Source organism: Streptomyces sp. NPDC002779, from assembly GCF_042888685.1.
GTDB lineage: Bacteria > Actinomycetota > Actinomycetes > Streptomycetales > Streptomycetaceae > Streptomyces.
In genome coordinates, this window is the sequence record NZ_JBIAQC010000010.1 from 195591 (window position 1) to 214639 (window position 19049).

Below are 19049 nucleotides of genomic sequence, written 5' to 3' on the forward strand. Positions count from 1 at the left end.
GTTCCGGTGGGCGGAGCGTACAGCGGTGGGAGCAAGGGGGCGGGGGAGACGATGACGGCCTGGATCGCGGCCGGTTCTGCGGTGGCCGGAGCCCTCGCCGGCGGCCTGATGACCGGGTGGTTCACCCTGGCGGCCGCCCGGAAGCAGGCGCAGGGTGCGGTCGACGCCGCGGCCCGTCAGGCGGACGCGGCCTGGGCGGCCGGCCAGCGTCAGGCGGACGCTGCCTGGGAGGCGGGACGCCGCCAAGCGGATGCCGCCTGGGAGGCCGGACGCCTCCAGGCCGACGCCCAACTCGACGTCGCCCGACAGACGCTGACCGCCCAACACCTCGCCGCCCAACGGGAGGTGCGCCGGACCGCGTACGCCGCTTTCCTCGTCGCCACCGACACCGCGCACCAACGCCGCCGCGAATGGCAACAGGCCCTGGGAAGGCCACAAGCAGCCGACTGCCGTGATCTCTACCGGACAGCCCTGCTCTCGGTCACTGAAGCGCTCACCCTGGTCCGACTCGAAGGCCCCGGCCCGGTCGTCTCCGCCGCCGAAGCCCTGGAACGCGCCCTCGACGCGAGCACGCCCGTGAACCAGCACCAGCCCGCGCATACGGCCTTCCTCGACGCCGCACGCACCGCCCTCGCCACCGTCTGACCCACTGATCGGCATCCGCCGCAGACTCCTCGCCCCGGAACCTCATGGCCAATGCGGGGTGGGTGGATCGCCGCCACCCTTCGCTGAGCTGGAGAACACTCGCCGCGCGCGGCTCAGTCGAGGTAGTCGGCGACGAGGTCGGCGAACTCGTCCGGAGCGGCCAGGCGGATACCGAGATCTTCGGCCTTGGCCCGCTTGGACCCCGCACCCTCTCCCGCGACGACGAGCGTGGTCTTCTTGGAGACGCTGGAGGAGGAACGGCCGCCGGCGCGCTCGATGAGCTCGTTCATCTGGTTGCGGCTGAGCTTCTCCAGAGGGCCGGTCATCGCACCGGTGACGACCACGGTCATCCCGGCCAGCGGCCCGCCCGCACGATCGGGGCTCTCCTCGGCGTCGTCGGCGCCACTGCCCTGCGGCACGGGCGGGGTGGCGCCGGGCTCGGTCATGTTCACCCCGGCGGCGGCGAGCTTCTCGATCAGCGGGGCCAACTGGGCGAGTTCGGCGACGATCGACGGGGCCTTCTCGGTGCCGATGCCCTCGACCTGCTGCATCGCTTCGGCGTCCGCGGCTCGGATGTGGTCCATGGTGGCGAAGTGCCGGGCGATACGGCGGGACATGGAGCGGCCGGTGCCGCGGACCCCGAGCGCGCACAGTACCCGCGACAGGGGCTGGCCCTTGGCCGCGGCGAGGGCGGCGAGGAGGTTGTCGGTGCTGGTGGCGCCCATCCGATCGAGGCCCAATAGCTGCTCGCGGGTGAGGGTGAACAGGTCGGCGAGATCGGCCACGAGGCCGGCGCCGACGAGCTGGACGACACGCGTGTGGCCCAGGCCCTCGATGTCGAGCTGGTCGCGGCCGGCCGCGTAGGACAGGGCGGCCACCAGATGGCAGTTGCGTCCGTTCTCGCAGCGCCAGCGCTGTTCGCTGGTGTCGATGCCGGCTCCGCAGCGGGGGCACGCCTCGGGGAAGACGATGGGCCGCTCGTCGCCGGTGCGCAGGTGGGCGACGGGGGCCTCGATGCGGGGGATGACGTCACCGGCCCGGTGCACCATGACCTGGTCGCCCAGACGCAGATCGCGGCGGGTGATGTCGGCCGGGTTGTGGAGGGTGGCGTAGGTGATGGTGGCGCCGTCGATCTCGACCGGTTCCAGGACGGCGCGCGGGGCGATGATGCCCGTACGCCCGACGTTCCACTCCACCTCGAGCAGCCGGGTGATCTTCTCGACGGCCGGCAGCTTGTAGGCGATCGCCCACCGCGGAGCGCGTGAACCCGAACCTGCCGTCTGCTGGTCGGCGGCCAGGTCGGCCTTGATGACGACCCCGTCGATCCCGAACGGCAGCTCGGCCCGCAGAGCGGCGATCTCCTGCACCCGGACCAGCACCCGCTCGACGGTGTCGGCGGTGATGCCGGGCACCGCGGTGGTGGCGGTGGTGTTGACCCCGAACTCGGCGGCCTGCGCCATCAGCTCACTGTGCGCGAGTTCGCCCAGCCGCGCGGCGAGGGCCGGCTCGGTTTGGGGCAGGGGCAGCAGCGCGTAGCCGAAGAACGTCATCGGCACGGTGTACGCCCGCTCCTTGGCGCGCAGGGTGCCCGCCGAGGCGCCGCGGGGGTTGGCGAACGGCTGTCCGCCGTGCGCGGTGCGGACCTCGTTGGCGTGCTCGAACTGAGCGGTGGTCATGAGGATTTCGCCCCGGACCTCCACGGTGACCGGCTCGGCGAGTTCGTCCGGCAGGCCCTCGATGGTGCCTATGGCGTGCGAGACGTCCTCCCCGGCCGTCCCGTCCCCGCGGGTGATCAGCTGTCTCAGACGGCCGTCGGTGTAACGGGCGGCGACCGCGAGCCCATCCAGCTTCGGCTCCACGCTGAACCGCTCGACGTCATGGCCGATACGCCGGGCCAGGGATGCGGTCCAGGCGGTGAACTCCTCCGGCGAGAAGACATTGTCCAGACTCAGCATCGCCACCGTGTGCGGGACATCGCCCACGACGGCGCCCCCTGCGACCTTCCCCGTCGGCGAGTCGGGCAGCACCTGATCAGGATGCTCGGTCTCCCACGCGGCGATGCCTCGCACCAGCCGGTCGTAGGCGTCGTCGTCCAGTGCCGACGTCCCGCCCCCGTAATAGGCGGCCGACGCCTTCACCGCGTCCTCGACCGCCTGCGCGTAGCCGGCGGCATCCATGATCACAGCAGCAGGTGTTGTCATACCCCTCATCCTGCCTCCCACCACTGACAATGCCCGGTGCGGCGGGACGGGCGAGACGGCACATGCAGCAGTACGGCGACCGGATGCGCGCTGCGTAACATCGGCCCGAGGCGCGTACGCCATGATCAGGGACAGCCGATTCTTTGGGGGCGCCGTGGGTTGGTCTGAGCACGTGGTAGCGCGAGACGGTGTCCGGCTTGCCTGCCGGGACTGGGGCGGGCATGGACAACCCATCGTGATGCTGCACGGCCTGGCCGGTCATGCAGGCGAATGGGACGCGCTGGCACGGCGCTTGAGCTCCCGGTACCGGGTCGTCGCGGTCGACCAGCGCGGACACGGCAGCAGCGAGCGCCACCCGCGGGACGTCTCCCGCGCCGCCTACGTCGCCGACGTCATCGCCGTAGTGGATCAGCTGACGCTGCGGCGGCCCGTTCTGGTCGGCCAGTCGCTGGGCGGGCACACGGCCATGCTCACCACCGCAGCACACCCCGGACTCGTCCGCGCGCTCGTGCTGGTCGAGGCCGGCCCCGGCGGCCCAGACGCACAGGCGCCCGCGAACGTCGGCGGTTGGCTCGACTCGTGGCCGACACCGTTTCCCTCGCCCGAAGCGGCAGCCGCATTCTTCGGCGGCGGACCAGTCGGCGCGGGATGGGCGGCGGGACTGGAAGAACGGGAGGACGGATGGTGGCCTCGTTTCGAGCGGGACGTGATGGTCCGCTCACTGGCGGACAACGCGCAGCGCTCCTTCCTGCCCGAGTGGAGGCAGGTAGCCTGCCCCACGCTGGTCGTCCTGGCCCAATCCAGCTTCATCCCGGCACCAGAAGCCGACGAAATGCTCCGGCAACGACCCGCCACCACGGCCATGAGCATCCCGGGCACCGGCCACGACCTGCACTTGGAACAGCCGGAGATCCTCCATACCGCGCTCTCGGACTTCCTCGAGGGTCTGGCCCAATAGGGGACTTCGGTTCGCGGATCGTGAGGGCCCGGGTACTTCGTCCCCGCCCATCGGACTCCCGCACTGCAGGGAAGTACGAGTCGCGGCGGTGCCTACTTCTTACCGCGTCCGCGGGTGATCATGATCACGCCGATCGTCAGCCCCACCAACAGGACCGCGAGGCCCAACTGCCAGCTCAGGCCGACTGCCGCTCCCGATCGCGCCACGTACATGGAGAGCTCCTAACGTCCTCGTCCCCGGCCTTCGCAAGCCTTGAGCAGCCGTACCCCACAACCCACATGCCCCCGATGGCGCCGCCCATGGCTGACGATCCCACCACTGTGCCCGCACCGGCCCGGCACCGGTGATTTGACGGATCCGCGTTGCCGAAGGGCACCGCTTGAATCGGCATGGTTCGACTCCCGCACGATCTCCGGCGCCGGAAGCACGGGACGCCCCCGTGCGCCCGGCACGACGACGCGCCGCCACCGCCGAGGGCGGGCGGCGCGGCCAGAAGGGATCAGTCATGTCATCTCGCCTCAGTCTGCGGCTGCTCGGCGCGGCCACCGCAGGCGTCATCGCCCTAGGGGTCACCGGCGCACTCTCCGGCCCCGCCTCCGCCGCCACCCAGGTCTACAGCGAGAACTTCTCCTCCGGGCTCGGGACCTTCACCTCCACCGGTTCCGTCAGCACCGCCACCGGGGCGGCGCGGCTGAGCGCCTCCCTGCTCACCGACCCGTCCCTCACCTCCGCGCCCATCGCCCTGACCGGCTACAGCGGCATCTCGGTGTCGTACACCCGCACGGCGACCGGTCTCGACCTCGGTGAGGCGTTCACGGTCGCCTACTCCGTCGACGGCGGCACGTTCACCACGCTCGAGTCCTCCCGCGCCGCCTCGGGCGCGGCGTCGTTCCAACTGCCCTCGTCGGTCGACGGCCGCACCGTGCGGCTCCGCTTCTCGCTGGACGCCAGCAGCGCGCTGGAGACGCTGACCGTCGACGACGTCCTCGTCCAGGCGGCGGGCGGCGGGGGCGGCGGACCGACCGATCCGCCGGGCGGAACACTGCCCCCGGTGACCAACGTGACCGCGCCGGGACCGTACGCGGTGACCATCGACACGACCGCCGGTCCCGGCAACGACGGGTGGCTGGTGTACCCGTCGAACGCCGGCCAGAACGGCGTGAACCACCCGGTCCTCGTCTGGGGCCCCGGCGCGGGTTCCGACCCGGCCGCCTACGAGGACATGCTCCGCCAGTGGGCCTCGCACGGGTTCATCGTCTACAGCGAGGTCTCCTCCAGCAGCGGCGACTACATGGTCGACGCCCTGGACTGGATCGAGGACCAGAACGCGAGCCCCAGCAATCCGCTGTACCAGGACATCGACACCTCCGAGGTGGCCTTCGGCGGCCACTCCCGCGGTTCGATCGGCACCTTCGACGTGGCGGACGAGCCGCGGCTGGAGACCACGATCCACGTGGCCGGCGGCTCCTTCGACGGCAACGGGCCGGACAACCTCCGCAACCCCGCCCTCTACATCGGCGGCGACGACGACTTCGCGACCGCCAACGTGGAGCGTGACTACGCCAACACCGACGTGCCGGTGTGGTTCAACATCCTGAACGGCACCGACCACATCGCCGCCACCCGCAACGGACAGCACATCATCACCGCCTGGCTGCGGTGGCACCTGGCCGACGAGGAGTTCCGCCGCACGCAGGACTTCCTGCGCTCCGGCTGCACCTTCTGCGGCCTCGGCGAGACGCAGTACAAGAACTGGTAAGCAAGGCACGGCCACCGGCGGCCAACGCCGGTGGCCCTCCGGGCGACCGGGCCCCGCCCCTGCATCGTCACCGCTCAACTGGCCGTGGCCAGCTGACCACCTGGGTCAGTGCGGCAACCCGCCCGTCGAGCAGCGCGGTTATGCCTCGGCCTTCTTCATCAACTCCACCAGCGTGGAGAAGCTGGCCCCGGCACGGCCGGCGTCCATGCCGCGTCGGAAGAGCTCGACGACGGCGGCCGGAAGCGTGGTGTCGACTCCCGCATCGGCGTTGGTGTGCAGGACGTGCTCGACGCTGGCCATCCCCATGGCGAGGCGGTCCACGTCACCGATGTGGCGGCCGGCGTCGATGCGGTCGGCGTAGAAGGAGAAGAATCCCGGCAGCGAGTTCGCGGTCTCCACGGCGTGCGGCAGGATGTCCGCTGCCGTCAGGCCGTTGGCGTCGGCGAGGGCGATGGCCTGCCAGTAGCTCAGCATGGAGGTCCAGAACATGACCATGCCGATCTGGTACATGAGCGCGGCGAGCCCGGGGTCCTCTCCCCGGTGGTCGGTTCGCCCCGTGATGACTTCGAGCGCGGGCCGGTGCCGGTCGAAGACATGGCGCGGGCCGCTGTAGAAGGTCGACGATTCGGCCTCACCGATCCCGGCGGGCGGGACGGTGACGCCGCCGGTCAGCTGGACGGCGCCCCACTCAGCCGCCCAACGGGCCGCGGCCCTGGCTTTGTCGGGGGTGTCCGAGCTGAGATTCACCAGGGTCCGGCCGGCCAGCGCGGCCGTGGCGGGCTCGAGCGTGGCGTACACGGCGTCGTAGTCCGTGAGGCTGAGGATCACCAACTCGTTGGAGGCCAGGGCCTTCTCCACATTCGGCGCCAAGATCGCCCCGCGCTCGACCAAGGCGTCCGCGCGCGACGCGGTCCGGTTCCAGACGGTGACCTCGTAGCCGCGGTCGAGGAAGGCGCCGGCCATGGCATGCCCCATGGGGCCGAGGCCGATGACGGTGACCGACTGCTTGGTGCTGTTCATGAGGATCTCCTTGCTTCTAAAACGAGCGCTCTATTTAGTGGGTGATGGAACGTAACACAGGTCTAGAGCGAGCGCTCTAATTAATGGGCCGCTACTGTAGTTGCATGCAGACCAGCACACGGGACCGGATCGTCGTCGCCGCATCGCGCCTCCTGCAGCGGCAGGGCTACGTAGGCACGGGAATCAAACAGATCGCCCAGGAGGCGCAGGCCACCCTCGGCTCCGTCTACCACTTCTTCCCGGGTGGCAAAGAGGCCGTCGCCGTCGCCGCGATCAAGCACAGCACCGAGGAATTCGCGACGCTCCTGCGGAAGGCGCTGGACAGTGAGGAAGACGCGGCGGAGGCCTTGATGGCCTGTGCCCAGCAACTTGCCGGTGAACTGCGCGAGTCGGGCTGGACCGACGGCTGCCCTGTCACGGCAGCGGCTCTCGAGACGCTCGGCACCGACTCGGAGATCCAGCAGGCATGCGCCGACGCATTGCGTGCCTGGGAGCAGTTGGTTCACGACAAGCTGGTGAGATGCGGCTTCGCCAACCAGAGCGCCCAAGAGCTGGCGACCACGGTCATCTGCACGCTGGAAGGTGCCGAAGTCACCGCCCAGGTCAACCGCAGCGAGGAGCCACTACAGGTGGCGGGACGACAACTCGCCCGCGTCGTACGTTCGTATGAGATCCAGCCACCGCTCACAAGCGGCGGACGTTGATCGGAGAAACCGCTCCCTAGCCACGCTCAGACGTTCTGCTGGACCACCCCCCGAGTGGAGAACGGAACCGGTTCGCCGTTGGTGAAGTCGCCCGGCGGGAAGCCGGGGTGGTGGCCCTCCTTGGTTGCCGGCCGGTCGTCGTGGGCGCTCAGGGTGAGGCGGGAGACGATGCGGTAGCGGTCGCCGCGGTAGACGGAGTGGACGTACTCCACGGCACGGCCCTCGGTGTCGGTGGTGAGTCTCTCGAAGAGCAGCGCGGGGGAGACCTCCGGGACTTGGAGGAGTTCGGCTTCGGCTCGGGTGACGACCGTGGGCTCGATGGACTGGACCGCCTCGCTGACGTGGACGCCATGCCGGTCGCGCAGGTGCTCGTAGAGGTCGCCCTGCTGCAGTTCGTCACTGGTCAAGTCCGGCGCTAGATCGGTCCGGACGTGCAGGTGCTCTATGGCGATGGGGGACCCGTCCACGAGGCGGAGGCGGGCGACGTAGAGGATCTCGGCGGCGGGCGAGATGCGCAGCTTGCGGCTGATACGGGCACCGGCGGGGAGGGTGCTGAACTCCAGCAGTCTGCTGCTCCACGCTCCGCCGGCGCGCGGCAGGCTGAAGGCGTTGTGCTCGGAGACCAGTTCCTGGGTGATCTTCTCGGCGGCCACGAACATGCCCCGGCCGTGCTCCCTGACGAGCAGTCCCGCGATGACCAGTTCGTCGACCGCCGCCCGCAAAGTGGGGCGGGACACGCCGAGTTGGGCGCAGAGGGCGCGCTCGGAGGGGATGGCGTCTCCGGGGCGGCGTGCCTCGATGAGTTCGAGGATCGCGTCACGGACCCGCTCGCGCTTGAGCATCGCGCCGGAGGCTGCCGGGTCGATCTCCATACGGGGCTCTCGTTCGTCGTCGGGAAGTCGGAAGTCGGCAAGACGGGAAGTTTGCTGGTCAACTATAGCGGGCCTACTGGTCAGGCTACAGGTATCTGGGCAGGTCCGGGGCCCTCTAGCCTCTTCCCTCCGCCCCCGTCGCCAAAGCGCAGCTCTGCCAAGGGGGTTGACGACGTTATTGGTCTATGCCACCTTCATGCCGCCAGCAACTGGTAAACACCCCGTAAGAGATTGGTCAGGTCGGGGTGTCCTTCTCGTTCTCAGGCTCCCCAGAGGTGAACCGTGAAGCACCGCCCCCTCGCTCTGCTCGGCGCGATGCTGCTGAGTACCGGACTCGTCGCCTGCTCCTCCTCCGACGGCGACCAGAGCGCCGGCGGACCGACCACCCTGGACGTCTGGCTGATGCGCGACAGCGTCTCAGCGGCGTTCCAGGAGGAGTTCGAGGCAGGTTTCGAGAAGGCGCACCCGGATATCGACGTCAAGATCCAGATCCAGGAGTGGGAGGGCATCGGCGAGAAGGTCACCGCCGCCCTGGCCAGCAATGACGCCCCGGACGTCATAGAGGTCGGCAACACCCAGGTCGCCCAGTACGCCCAGAGCGGCGGCCTGACCGACTTCACCGACAAGGTCACCGAACTCGGCGGCGAGTCCTGGCTCAAGGGCCTCGCCGAACCCGGCGCCTGGGAGGGCAAGCAGTACGGCATCCCGTACTACGCCGCCAACCGCGTCGTCATCTACCGCACCGACCTGTTCCAGAAGGCGGGCATCGACGCCACGAAGATCAAGACACGTGAGCAGTGGATCGCCGCCACCGAGAAGCTCAACAAGGGCGGGACGCAGGGGATTTACCTGCCCGGCCAGAATTGGTTCGCATTCGCGGGCTTCGTCTGGGACGAGGGCGGCGACCTCGCCGTCCAGGAAGGCGACCGGTGGACGGGGGGCCTGGACAGTCCCGAAGCGCTGAGGGCCATGGAGTTCTACAAGGAGCTCCAGGCGCTCGGCAAGGGTCCCAAGGACTCCGACGAATCCCGCCCGCTCCAGGCCGAGGTCGTGGCCAAGGAGAAGATCGCCCAGGTCATCTCCACCCCCGGCGGAGCCAACGTCATCGTGCAGAACAACCCCGACCTCAAGGGCAAGCTGGGCTTTTTCCCCATCCCCGGCAAGACCGCGGACACCCCGGGCGCCGTTTTCACCGGCGGCTCCGACCTGGTCGTACCTTCCGTCGCCGCGCACCAGGAGGAGGCGTACACCTTCATCAAGGAGCTCACCGGTGACGCCTGGCAGCAGAAGCTCGCCCTCGCGATGAGTTACGTCCCGAACAAGACCACCCTGGCGGACGCCGTCGCCTCCGACCCCGGCGCCGCGGCCATGGCGGTCGGCGCAGCGCAGGGACACGCCACGCCCAACACCCCCCAGTGGGCCGCGGTCGAGGCCAAGAACCCCATCAAGGACTACATGACGGCCGTACTCACCGGCCGGGACGCCAAGTCCGAGGCCGCCAAGGCGTCCGAGTCCACCACCACCACGCTGAACAGTGGTTCCTGACAGATGCTCGCCAGGTCCTCCCGCCGGCCGCCCCGCGGACGCCCGCTCGCTCTCGGCCCGTACCTGCTGATCGCGCCGGCCGTCCTGGGCATGCTCTACCTCCTGCTCTATCCGTTCGGCCGGGCGTTGCTGATCTCCCTCCAGGACTTCCGGCTGCGCGAACTGATCCGAGGCAACGCCGAGTTCGTCGGACTGCGCAACTACCAGACCCTGCTGAGCGACCCGAGGTTCTGGGACGTCGTCCGCCGCACGTTCCTGTTCATGGCCATCAACGTCGTCGCCATCATGATCCTCTCGACGCTGGTCGCCCTGATGATCGAACGGCTGGGCGGGTTCGGCAGGGCCATGGTCCTCAGCTCGCTGGTACTGGTGTGGGCGGTGCCGGTCGTGGCCGCCACCACCGTCTTCCAGTGGCTGTTCCACTCGCAGTTCGGCATCGTCAACGAAACGCTCACCAGCCTCGGCTTCACCTCCTTCGAGGGCTACACCTGGCTCGCCAACGGCAGCGCCGCATTCGCCATCATCGTCATCCTCATCGTGTGGCAGTCGGTGCCGTTCGCCGCCATCACCGTCTACTCGGCACTGACCACCGTGCCCGCGGAGCTCTACGAATCCGCGCGCATCGACGGCGCCGGCGCCATGCGGATCTTCCGCTCCGTGACCTTCCCCCTCGTGCGGCCGATCTTCATGCTCGTCCTCTCCCTCGAAGTCATCTGGACCTTCAAGGCGTTCGTCCAGATCTGGGTGATGACCCGGGGCGGACCGGGCGACGCGACGACGATCCTGCCGGTCTACGCCGTGCAGACCGCGCTCGCCAACCAGCGCTACGACCTGGGTGCGGCTGCCTCCATGGTCACCGTCCTGCTCATGAGCGGCGTCCTCATCTTCTACTTCCGCCAACTGTTCCGCCAGGAAGGGGAGCACCTGTGACCAGGACCCGCAAAACCGCCGCCCCGCGGCGCACGCTGCGCCGGCTCCCGCTCAACGCGGCGGCCACCCTGACCGTGGCCGTCTGCCTCTTCCCCGTGTACTGGATGGTCGCGACCGCCTTCAAACCGTCCCGCGACATCCAGTCCTACGAACCCCGCCTGATCCCGGGGGAGTGGACGTTCGAGCACTTCCGCACAGCGGTCCAGGCCGACGGCTTCGCCCTGTTCTGGCGCAACAGCATCCTGGTCACCCTCAGCGCCGTACTCCTCGCGCTGGTCGTCGCGCTCGGGGCCGCCTACGCCGTGGCCCGGCTGCGCTGGCGCGGCCGCCGCCAGTTCATGCTGGCGGTGTTCATCGCCCAGATGGCACCGTGGGAGTCACTGATCATCCCGATCTACATCATCTCCCGCGACACCAACATGCTCGACCGGTTGCCGACGCTCACCCTGATCTACTTCATGATCACCCTGCCGTTCACGGTGGTGGTCCTGAGAGGCTTCATCGCCGGCATCCCACCCGAACTGGAGGAGGCGGCGCAGGTCGACGGCTGCACCCGGGTGGGCGCCTTCCGCCGGATCGCGTTCCCGCTGCTCGCCCCGGGGCTGATGGCCACCTCGCTCTTCGGCTTCATCACCGCCTGGAACGAGTTCACCTACGCCAACTTCCTCATCATCAAGCAGCAGGACAGCCGCACGCTGCCGGTCTGGCTCTCCTCCTTCCAGACCACCTTCGGCACGGACTGGGGGGCCACCATGGCCGCCTCCACACTCTTCGCCCTGCCCGCGCTGATCGTCTTCCTCGTACTGCAACGCCATGTGACCTCAGGCCTCACCGCCGGAGGGGTCAAGGGCTGACCGGCTCATCCGCCCCCTGCCATGTCCCGCTGAGCACCGGAGAAGATCCCCGTGGACCAACCCGAACTCCCACGCCCCGATCTGGCACTTGTGCCCCGCCCCAGCAGCATGTCCCACCGCCCGGGCCGGTTCCGCCTCGACGACACCACGCGGCTGCGCCTCACCCCCGGCACCGAAGCGGCCGCCGACCTCCTGCGCACCTATCTCGTACCCGCCACCGGACTTCGCCTGGAGCACGCCGAGGACGGCGCCTTCGTCCTCGCCCTCAACCCCGCCCTCACGGGCCTGGGCGAGGAGGGGTACGGGCTCACCGTCTCCCCCCAGGGGGTCCTGCTGCGGGCCGCCGACCCCACCGGGCTGCTGCGCGGCGTCCAGACGATCCGTCAACTCCTGCCCTACGACGTCCTGTCGACGCCCTCCGACGGCGTCGAGCTGCCCGGTGTGGAGATCACGGACGTGCCCGCGCATCCCTGGCGCGGCATGCTGCTCGACGTCGCCCGCCACTTCCAGCCCGTGTCCTACCTGCGGCGCTACGTGGACCTCCTCGCCCTGCACAAACTGAACGTGCTGCACCTCCATCTCACCGACGACCAGGGCTGGCGGATGCCGGTGGCCGCCTACCCCAGGCTCACCGAGATCGGCGGCCGACGGAGCCAATCGATGGTCGGCCCCGCCGGCAGCACCCGCTTCGACGGCCGCCCGCACGGCGGCGCGTACACCCGCGCCGAACTCACCGAGCTCATCGCCTACGCGGCCGCACGAGGCGTGACGGTGGTGCCGGAGATCGGTGCGCCCGGGCACGTACGGTCCGCGCTCGCCGCCTACCCCGAACTGGGGAACCGCCCCGAGCGACAGCTCGACGTGTGGACCCACTGGGGCGTCTGCACGAACCTACTCGGCGTCGGCGACCACGTCCTCGACTTCTTCCGCACGGTCCTGGACGAGGTGATGGACCTCTTCCCCTCCCCGTACATCCACATCGGAGGCGACGAAGTCCCCACCGAGGAATGGGAGGCCAGCCCGGCGGCGATCGACCGGGCCGCGCGGGAAGGGCTGTCCGGCCCGCGGGAGCTGCACGGCTGGTTCATGGCCGAGATGGCCGACCACGTCGTACAGGCGGGGCGACGGCCGGTCGCCTGGGCCGAGGACGACACCACGCTGCCCCTGACGTGCACGGTGATGAGCTGGCGCACGCCGCAGCACGCGTGGGCGGCTGCGCGCCGGGGGCACGACATCATCCACGCCGACCACCGCTCCACGTATTTCGACTACGCCCGTGACCTCGGGCCCTTGGAGCCTCCCGCCCAGCCGGGGCACGCCCTCGACCTGCGCACGGTGTACGGCGTGGACCTGCTGCCGCCCGCCGAGGAGCCACAGCTCGCCAAGAAGGTCCTGGGCACGCAGGGGCAGCTGTGGACGGAGTTCGTACGGACGCCCGAGCACATCGAGTACCTCACCTACCCCCGCCTGTGCGCTCTCGCCGAGCGGGCGTGGGCCCCCACCGACGACTGGCCGCACTTCCGGACCCGGCTGGACGGCCACCGCGCGCGGCTGACCGCGCTCGGCGTACCGCACGACGTCCTCCCGGACCCGACGGCACACGCCCCGTCCTGACCACGACGTCCTCCGGACCGGCCGCACATGCCCCCCGGCGGCGAGCAGCCGTTCCGGGCCGGAGTCCTTCAACAGGAACCCGTGACCCGGGCGTCCCAGGACCGGGCCGCACACGCCCCCGCCTGACCACGACGACTGCCCGGACCGGGCCGCACATGCCCCCCGCCTGGCTACGACGACTGCCCGGACCGGGCCGCACATGCCCCCCGCCTGACCACGAAGACTCCCCGGACCGGTCGCACATGCCCCCCGTGACCAGGACATCCCCCAGCACCAGGCCCCGCACGCCCCTGCGTGACGTGGTCCCGCTCCACCCGCTCCACCCGCACACCCCCACGATCCCTCCCGCGGACGGCGGGAGCGAACGAAAGGACACTGTCGGATGAGTACCCGTGCCACCCGCCGCAGCATCCGCGCGGCCCTCGCCCTGACCGCCATCGCCGGCAGCGCGGCCCTGGCCGCCCTGCCCAGCACCACCGCCTCCGCGGCAGCGGGTGACGGCCTGGCCGTCCAGTACCGCACCAGCGCCGGCGGCGCCACCGCCGACCAGACCGAGCCGTGGTTCAAGGTGCGCAACACCGGCACCACCAGCGTCCAGCTGAGCCAGGTCAAGATCCGGTACTACTTCAAGGCCGACTCCCCGAACGCCACGTACCGCTTCGCCTGCTCATGGGCGGTCAAGGGCTGCTCCGTGGTCACCGGCACCTTCGGTACGCTCGCCAACCCCACCGCGACCGCCGACCGCTACCTGGAGATCGGCTTCACCTCCGCGGCCGGCTCCCTCGCCCCGGGCGCCGACACCGGCGACATGCAGCTGCGTTTCTACCAGTCCAACTGGCAGCGGCTGACCCAGAGCGACGACTACTCCTTCAACGGCAGCCAGTCCAGCTACGCCGACTGGAGCAAGGTCACCGCGCAGATAGCCGGTACGAACGTGTGGGGCACCGCCCCCGCCGGGAACGAGCCGACCGACCCGCCAACCCCGACCGACCCGCCCGGCGGCGGCCAGACCCTGTTCGACGACTTCTCCTACACCTCGCACACCGACCCCGCCCTGTCCAGCCACGGCTGGAGCGTCCGCGCCAACTCCGGTGGCCCCGGCGTCCCCGGCGCCACCTGGGACCCCTCCAAGGTCACCTTCGTCAACCAGAGCGGCAACACGGTGATGAACCTGGAGACCTCCAGCGCTGGCACCGGCTCCAGCACCACGCACACCGAAGTCCTCACCAAGGCGACGAAGTTCAAGAACGGCACCTACGCGTCCCGGGTGAAGTTCTCCGACGCGCCCAAGTACGGCCCCGACGGCGACCGCATCGTCCAGACCTTCTTCACCATCAACGACCTCAAGGCCCCGATGGCCGACGACTACGCCGAGTACGACTTCGAGTACCTGCCCAACGGCGGCTGGGGCGAGCCCGCGAACATCCTGTACACGACCTCCTGGGAGACCTACAACCCGGACCCGTGGCAAGCGGTCAACCAGCACAGCGAGAGCCGCACGAGCTTCGCCGGGTGGCACGACCTCGTCGTGACCATCGACAACAGTAAGATCACCTACTACGTCGACGGCCAGCACTTCGGCACGCACGACGCCGCCTACCTGCCCGAGCGGCCCATGTCCATCAACTTCAACCAGTGGCTGATCGACCTCAACGGCCAGACCTCGACCACCCCGCGCGCCTACGACCAGCAGGTCGACTACGTCCTGCACGTCAAGGACCAGGTCCTCACCCCGGCCCAGGTCGCCACGAAGATCGCCTCGCTGCGCAGCGCGGGCACGAAATTCGTCGACGAGGTCCCGGCCTCCTGACCGCAGCGCCCTGCACGAAGACAAGCTGCCCCCGCGGTGCGCACCGCGGGGGCAGCGGGTTCTCTGGAGGGACGAAGTGCCGGGTGGCGGGGTGCAGCCGGGCGAACTCCCGCCCTGCACAACGACGTTGGTGATCAAGTCGACCACGCCATATCCGCTCCGCGCCCGCCCGTCCGGCCTGTGCCCGCGCACATCTCCCGTCCGTCCTGTTGTGCACCGGCCTCCCGACGGCACGGGCTGCTGGACCGCGTAGGGGAGGGCTGATGACATGACCGCCATGTCTGCCGCATCGCCTTCCCCGCAGCACGCTCGCGCCCGCCTGGAACCCGCCGTCGTGTCATCGCCGGGGAGGCGTTGCCCGTGAATGCCACAGACGGGCAGTCCCTCGCCGCCATGGTCTTCCTCGTCTTCGTCGCGGTGTCCTTGCTGCTGTGCGGGCTGGCCGCCGCGGACCTGGACGAACCCGAGCACTTCTACGCGGGCGGCGGCGCCGCCTTCGGGCCGGTCGGCAGCGGGCTCGCCGTCGCCGGTGACTACGTATCGGCGGCGACCTTGCTCAGCACCACCGGCGCGGTCGCGCTCGACGGAGCCGACGGCATGCTGTTCGCTACGGCCACGGTGGCTTCCCTGTGGCTCGTCATGCGCGTTCTGGGTGAACGCCTGCGCAGTCAGGGCGTGTTCACCCTCGGGGACTTCATCGCCGACCGGCTCGGTGACCGTTCGGCGGGCCGTGCCCTCGGCGTCGCGACCCTCGTGGTGCTCGCCCCGCTGCTCCTGGTGCAGTTGTCGACCGGGGGACACATCATGACGGCCATGTTCGGCCTGCCCGACGGAGCGCTCGCCGGCTGCACCATCGGCAGCGGTGCCCTGATGATCAGCTACGCGGCGTTCGGCGGGATGCGCGGAACGGGCTACATACAGATCCTCAAGGTCGGCGTGGTCCTGTTCGCCGTACTGCTTCTTGCCGGTCTCGTCCTCGCGCGCCACGACTGGTCGCCCTCGGCTCTCATCGGGGCGGCGCGAGAGGGGTCGGGGGCCGGGAACTCCTTCTTCGTCCCCGGGCAGCACTTCGGCGGCTCGCTCCTCGGCCGGCTCGATCTGATCAGCTTCGGCGCCACCTTGCTGCTCGGCGCCGCGTGCCTGCCGCATCTCACCATGCGGCTGCACCCGTTGCGCGACGCCCGCACGGCCCGCCGTGCCGTCGGCTGGGCGGTGGGGCCGGTCGCGGTGGTGTGCCTGGGCGTGGTGGTGGCGGGGCTCGGGGCGTGTGCCCTGCTCGGCCGGGAGACGGTGCGCGCCGCCGATCCCGGCGGAGCGACGGCCCTGTTGATGGTGACGGGCGCTCTCGACCCGGCTGCGGGCGGTACGCGGCACAGCATGCTGTTCGCGATCGTCGCCTGCGCGGTGTTCGCCACCACGCTTGCGGCCGTCGCGGGCATCACACTGGCGGCGGCGGCCGGTCTGGTGCGGGACTTCAGCAAACGGCCCGGCAGCGGTGCCGCGGCCCGACCTGCCGGTTCCGAAGTCCGCAGGGCCAGAAGCGGCGTTGTGCTGTTCGGAGCCGCCGCCGTCTTCCTGGCCGTCCTGCTCGGCGACCGCGGCACCCTCACGCTGATCTCGCTGTCCCTGGCCGCCAGCGCGTCCGTGCTGGCACCGATTCTGTTGTACGCGCTGTTCCTCCCGGGGTACACGGCCACGGGGGTTCGGTGGACGGCGTTCGGAACGCTCTCGTTGATCGTGGTGCTCATGGTGTTTTCACCCGCCGTGTCGGGCGCTCCCACCGCGCTGTTCCCCGACCGCGATTTTCACCTGTTCCCTTTGCAGACACCGGGTTTGATCACCATCCCGGTCGGCTTCCTGCTGGGCCTGATCGGCAGAGACCGCTCACGCCAGGCGCGACCCGCCCGAGGGAGGAAACTGTCGGCCACGGGCGCCCGCTGAGCACCGCCAGTCGTACGCCTGGCTCCGCGTGACTCGCGTGACGGCCGGTCTCCTCGATCATGTGGGTCAGTGCCCAGCGGCAAGTTCGTGCCGGAGGGCACCGCGGCGGTGCGCGCCTGCGGCCGGCCGCGGGGTCACGCGGCGCGGCGGATGAGCAGGACGTGGTCGGTGACCTCGGCGGTGCGCCCGTCCGGGCCCTTCGCGATCCGACGGGGTGTGTCGGCTCGCTCGACCGTCCACGTGGCCGGGTCCAGAGCGATGTCCGCGGCGACTTCTTGCGGGCTGGGGTACCGCAGGCCGGGGTCCTGGTTCCACGACCACGGCGCGGTCGAGCCGTGATCGACGACCAGCAGCCGTCCGCCCGGGCGCAGGGCGTGCGCTGCCGCGCGCAGCACGGCCGACCGGTCCAGATCGAAGGGGGTGTGCAGGTAGTGCGCGCAGACCAGATCGAAGGCGCCGGACGGGAAGGACTCCTGCAAGTCGTGCCGCACCGCTGTGACGCGTTCCCCCAGGCCCTGTGAGCGGGCGAGCTCGGCCAGTCGCGCGACCGCCACGGCCGAGATGTCGGTGGCTGTGACGCGCCACTCCTGCCGGGCGAGCCACAGGGCGTCGCCACCGGCGCCGCAGCCGAGGTCCAGCGCGTCACCGGGCGGCAGGCCCGCCACCGTCTCGGTGAGGCGAGCATTCGGCTGCGGGCCGGGGGTTTCCGGCCGGGCGGCGTAGACGCCGTCCCAGAACGCGACCGCATCGGTGGTGCTCATCGGGGCTCCTTGTGTCGGCATACGCTCAGTCTTACGAGCCGCCGCGGGGCTTGGCACGGAATGTTGCTGTTCCGGCAACCTGACCGATGGATCACTCCGCGGACGAGGAAGTGCTCGACGCGGCCGGTCGTGGCGTCACCCGTGCTGTACGGCTCAACCCGCGGGCGGAGCGGTGCGGTTGAAGGCGCGGCGGTACGAGCGTGGGGGAACTCCCCGGCGGCGTACGAACCGCTCGCGCAGCACGGCGGCGCTGCCGTACCCGACTGCGCGGGCGACCTCCTCGACCGGCAGGTCGGTCGACGGGCATGCCGCGGCCGACGAGGACCGGGCCGAGGATGGAGCCGCCGCCGATGCCGTAGATCCCGCCGATGACGCCGACCGCCAGGGCGAGGCCGGTGAGAGCGGGTTCGGACAAGTCGCCTGCGGGCGACGGCTGATGGCGGCCGGGAGTGACAGTGCGCAGGCACAGCCACACGCCCAGCGGCAGCAGCAGGGTGGCGATCAGCAGCCGGAAGACGTCCGGGCCCGGGAGGACGAAGACGCGGACGACGCTGCCGAGGACGACGCCGGGCAGCGTGCCCAGCACCAGGCGCCGCGCGAGGCCGCCGCGCAAGGCGCCGTCATGGCGGTAGCGCCACAGCGCGCCGGGTCCGGCGACCACGTTGTACAGCAGGTTGGTCGGTGTGACCGCCGGGTTCGGCACGCCGAGGACACTCAGCTGGACCGGCAGGAGGAACACCGCGCCGGACACACCGACGGGAGCGGTCACGGTCGCGATCAGCAGCCCGGCGACCAGCCCACCCACCAGCGTCCAGTCCACCGCGGCCTCCGCCCGTCGTGCGCAGGGCCAGTATCAGGGTGATCGCCGCTGGATCAGCAAGTCCAGGAGTTCACGGCCCTGCCGCCACTGCCCCAAGCCGCTTGCGGAGTTGAGGTGCCCGCCCCCGTCCGTCAGATGCCATCGCGCACCCCACCCCTCCGCGAAGCCGACGGCCGCCTCGGGGGCGCAGTACGGATCGTCGCCGCTGCCCACCGCCAGGGCGGGGCACGGCAACGGCTGTGCCGACACCTCCATGAACGTCGCGGCCGCCCGGCGTGGGAACGCCGGCCCGTCCGGGTCGGGCGGCGCGACCAGGAACGCGCCGTCCGCCGAGGTCGAGGGGTTCCTGTTGAGCCAGGTGGCCGCGGCCCAGCAACCCAGGCTGTGAGCCACCAGCACCACTCGGCTGTCCCGCCGGGAAGCCACGTCGTACGCCTCCTGGACGGACTCGACCCAGTCATCCAGCTCGGGGGCGGACCACGAGCCAGGGGAGATCCGCACCGCTGAGGTGCCCCACCCTCGCTCCCACAAGGTCTGCCAGTGCTGTCCGTCCGAGCCGTCGATACCCGGGATGATGACGTACGCGACCACCGCACCACCGTTTCACTCGTCGCC

At 70.3% G+C, this 19049-nt stretch carries 16 protein-coding genes; 10 read left to right on the top strand and 6 right to left on the bottom strand.

The annotated features are described in order from the left end of the window. The first annotated feature begins 51 nt into the window (after positions 1–51). The gene (locus ACFYW5_RS27150) at positions 52–645 is read left to right on the top strand and encodes a hypothetical protein (RefSeq protein WP_389419700.1); all 594 of its coding nucleotides are present in this window, start codon (positions 52–54) and stop codon (positions 643–645) included. Positions 646–758: 113 nt separating this feature from the next. On the opposite strand, the gene ligA is transcribed toward ACFYW5_RS27150, so the two are convergent. Beyond that, positions 759–2846, bottom strand: coding sequence for an NAD-dependent DNA ligase LigA (gene ligA, locus ACFYW5_RS27155; RefSeq protein ID WP_389419701.1), 2088 nt, complete (start codon positions 2844–2846; stop codon positions 759–761). Between the two features lie 235 nt (positions 2847–3081). On the opposite strand from ligA, the gene ACFYW5_RS27160 reads away from it, so the two are divergent. Then, complete coding sequence (locus ACFYW5_RS27160) at positions 3082–3804, top strand: alpha/beta fold hydrolase (protein ID WP_389419702.1); 723 nt, start codon at positions 3082–3084, stop codon at positions 3802–3804. 505 nt (positions 3805–4309) lie between these two features. After that, on the top strand, positions 4310–5563 hold the full coding sequence (locus ACFYW5_RS27165) for a hypothetical protein (protein WP_389419703.1): 1254 nt from the start codon (positions 4310–4312) through the stop codon (positions 5561–5563). 138 nt (positions 5564–5701) lie between these two features. Here ACFYW5_RS27165 and ACFYW5_RS27170 read toward each other — a convergent pair whose 3' ends face one another. Beyond that, positions 5702–6583 carry an NAD(P)-dependent oxidoreductase gene (locus tag ACFYW5_RS27170; protein WP_389419704.1) on the bottom strand — a complete coding sequence of 294 codons (882 nt, stop codon included), beginning with the start codon at positions 6581–6583 and terminating at the stop codon, positions 5702–5704. 104 nt (positions 6584–6687) lie between these two features. On the opposite strand from ACFYW5_RS27170, the gene ACFYW5_RS27175 reads away from it, so the two are divergent. Continuing rightward, positions 6688–7287 (top strand): TetR/AcrR family transcriptional regulator, encoded by a 600-nt coding sequence (locus ACFYW5_RS27175; protein WP_389419705.1) that lies wholly within the window; start codon positions 6688–6690, stop codon positions 7285–7287. 26 nt (positions 7288–7313) lie between these two features. On the opposite strand, the gene ACFYW5_RS27180 is transcribed toward ACFYW5_RS27175, so the two are convergent. Next, a complete protein-coding gene (locus ACFYW5_RS27180) occupies positions 7314–8159 on the bottom strand; it encodes a GntR family transcriptional regulator (RefSeq protein WP_389419706.1) in 846 nt (281 codons plus the stop codon). Positions 8160–8441: 282 nt separating this feature from the next. Between ACFYW5_RS27180 and ACFYW5_RS27185 the strand changes: the two genes are divergently transcribed. From ACFYW5_RS27185 to ACFYW5_RS27210, 6 genes are all read left to right on the top strand, one after another. Next, the gene (locus ACFYW5_RS27185; RefSeq protein WP_389419707.1) at positions 8442–9704 is read left to right on the top strand and encodes an extracellular solute-binding protein; all 1263 of its coding nucleotides are present in this window, start codon (positions 8442–8444) and stop codon (positions 9702–9704) included. A 3-nt stretch (positions 9705–9707) separates the two neighbouring features. After that, positions 9708–10634 (top strand): carbohydrate ABC transporter permease, encoded by a 927-nt coding sequence (locus tag ACFYW5_RS27190; protein ID WP_389419708.1) that lies wholly within the window; start codon positions 9708–9710, stop codon positions 10632–10634. Then, positions 10631–11488, top strand: a complete 858-nt coding sequence (locus ACFYW5_RS27195; RefSeq protein ID WP_389419709.1) for a carbohydrate ABC transporter permease — start codon at positions 10631–10633, stop codon at positions 11486–11488. The genes ACFYW5_RS27190 and ACFYW5_RS27195 overlap by 4 nt, the downstream gene beginning before the upstream one ends. A 51-nt stretch (positions 11489–11539) precedes the next feature. After that, positions 11540–13102 (top strand): beta-N-acetylhexosaminidase, encoded by a 1563-nt coding sequence (locus ACFYW5_RS27200; RefSeq protein WP_389419710.1) that lies wholly within the window; start codon positions 11540–11542, stop codon positions 13100–13102. A gap of 382 nt (positions 13103–13484) precedes the next feature. Next, positions 13485–14912: a cellulose binding domain-containing protein gene (locus ACFYW5_RS27205; RefSeq protein WP_389419711.1), complete on the top strand. Its 1428-nt coding sequence runs from the start codon at positions 13485–13487 to the stop codon at positions 14910–14912. A 360-nt stretch (positions 14913–15272) separates the two neighbouring features. Continuing rightward, positions 15273–16853, top strand: a complete 1581-nt coding sequence (locus tag ACFYW5_RS27210; protein WP_389419712.1) for a cation acetate symporter — start codon at positions 15273–15275, stop codon at positions 16851–16853. 134 nt (positions 16854–16987) lie between these two features. Here the strand turns inward: ACFYW5_RS27210 and ACFYW5_RS27215 are convergent, their stop codons facing one another. The 3 genes from ACFYW5_RS27215 to ACFYW5_RS27225 all read right to left on the bottom strand — a co-directional run bounded on the left by ACFYW5_RS27215 (position 16988) and on the right by ACFYW5_RS27225 (position 19025). Further along, the gene (locus ACFYW5_RS27215; protein ID WP_389419713.1) at positions 16988–17614 is read right to left on the bottom strand and encodes a class I SAM-dependent methyltransferase; all 627 of its coding nucleotides are present in this window, start codon (positions 17612–17614) and stop codon (positions 16988–16990) included. Between the two features lie 91 nt (positions 17615–17705). After that, entirely contained in the window at positions 17706–18434 is a 729-nt protein-coding gene (locus ACFYW5_RS27220) for a TSUP family transporter (protein ID WP_389419714.1), read from the bottom strand. Positions 18435–18467: 33 nt separating this feature from the next. Beyond that, a complete protein-coding gene (locus ACFYW5_RS27225) occupies positions 18468–19025 on the bottom strand; it encodes an RBBP9/YdeN family alpha/beta hydrolase (protein ID WP_389419715.1) in 558 nt (185 codons plus the stop codon). Between the last annotated feature and the right edge of the window lie 24 nt (positions 19026–19049).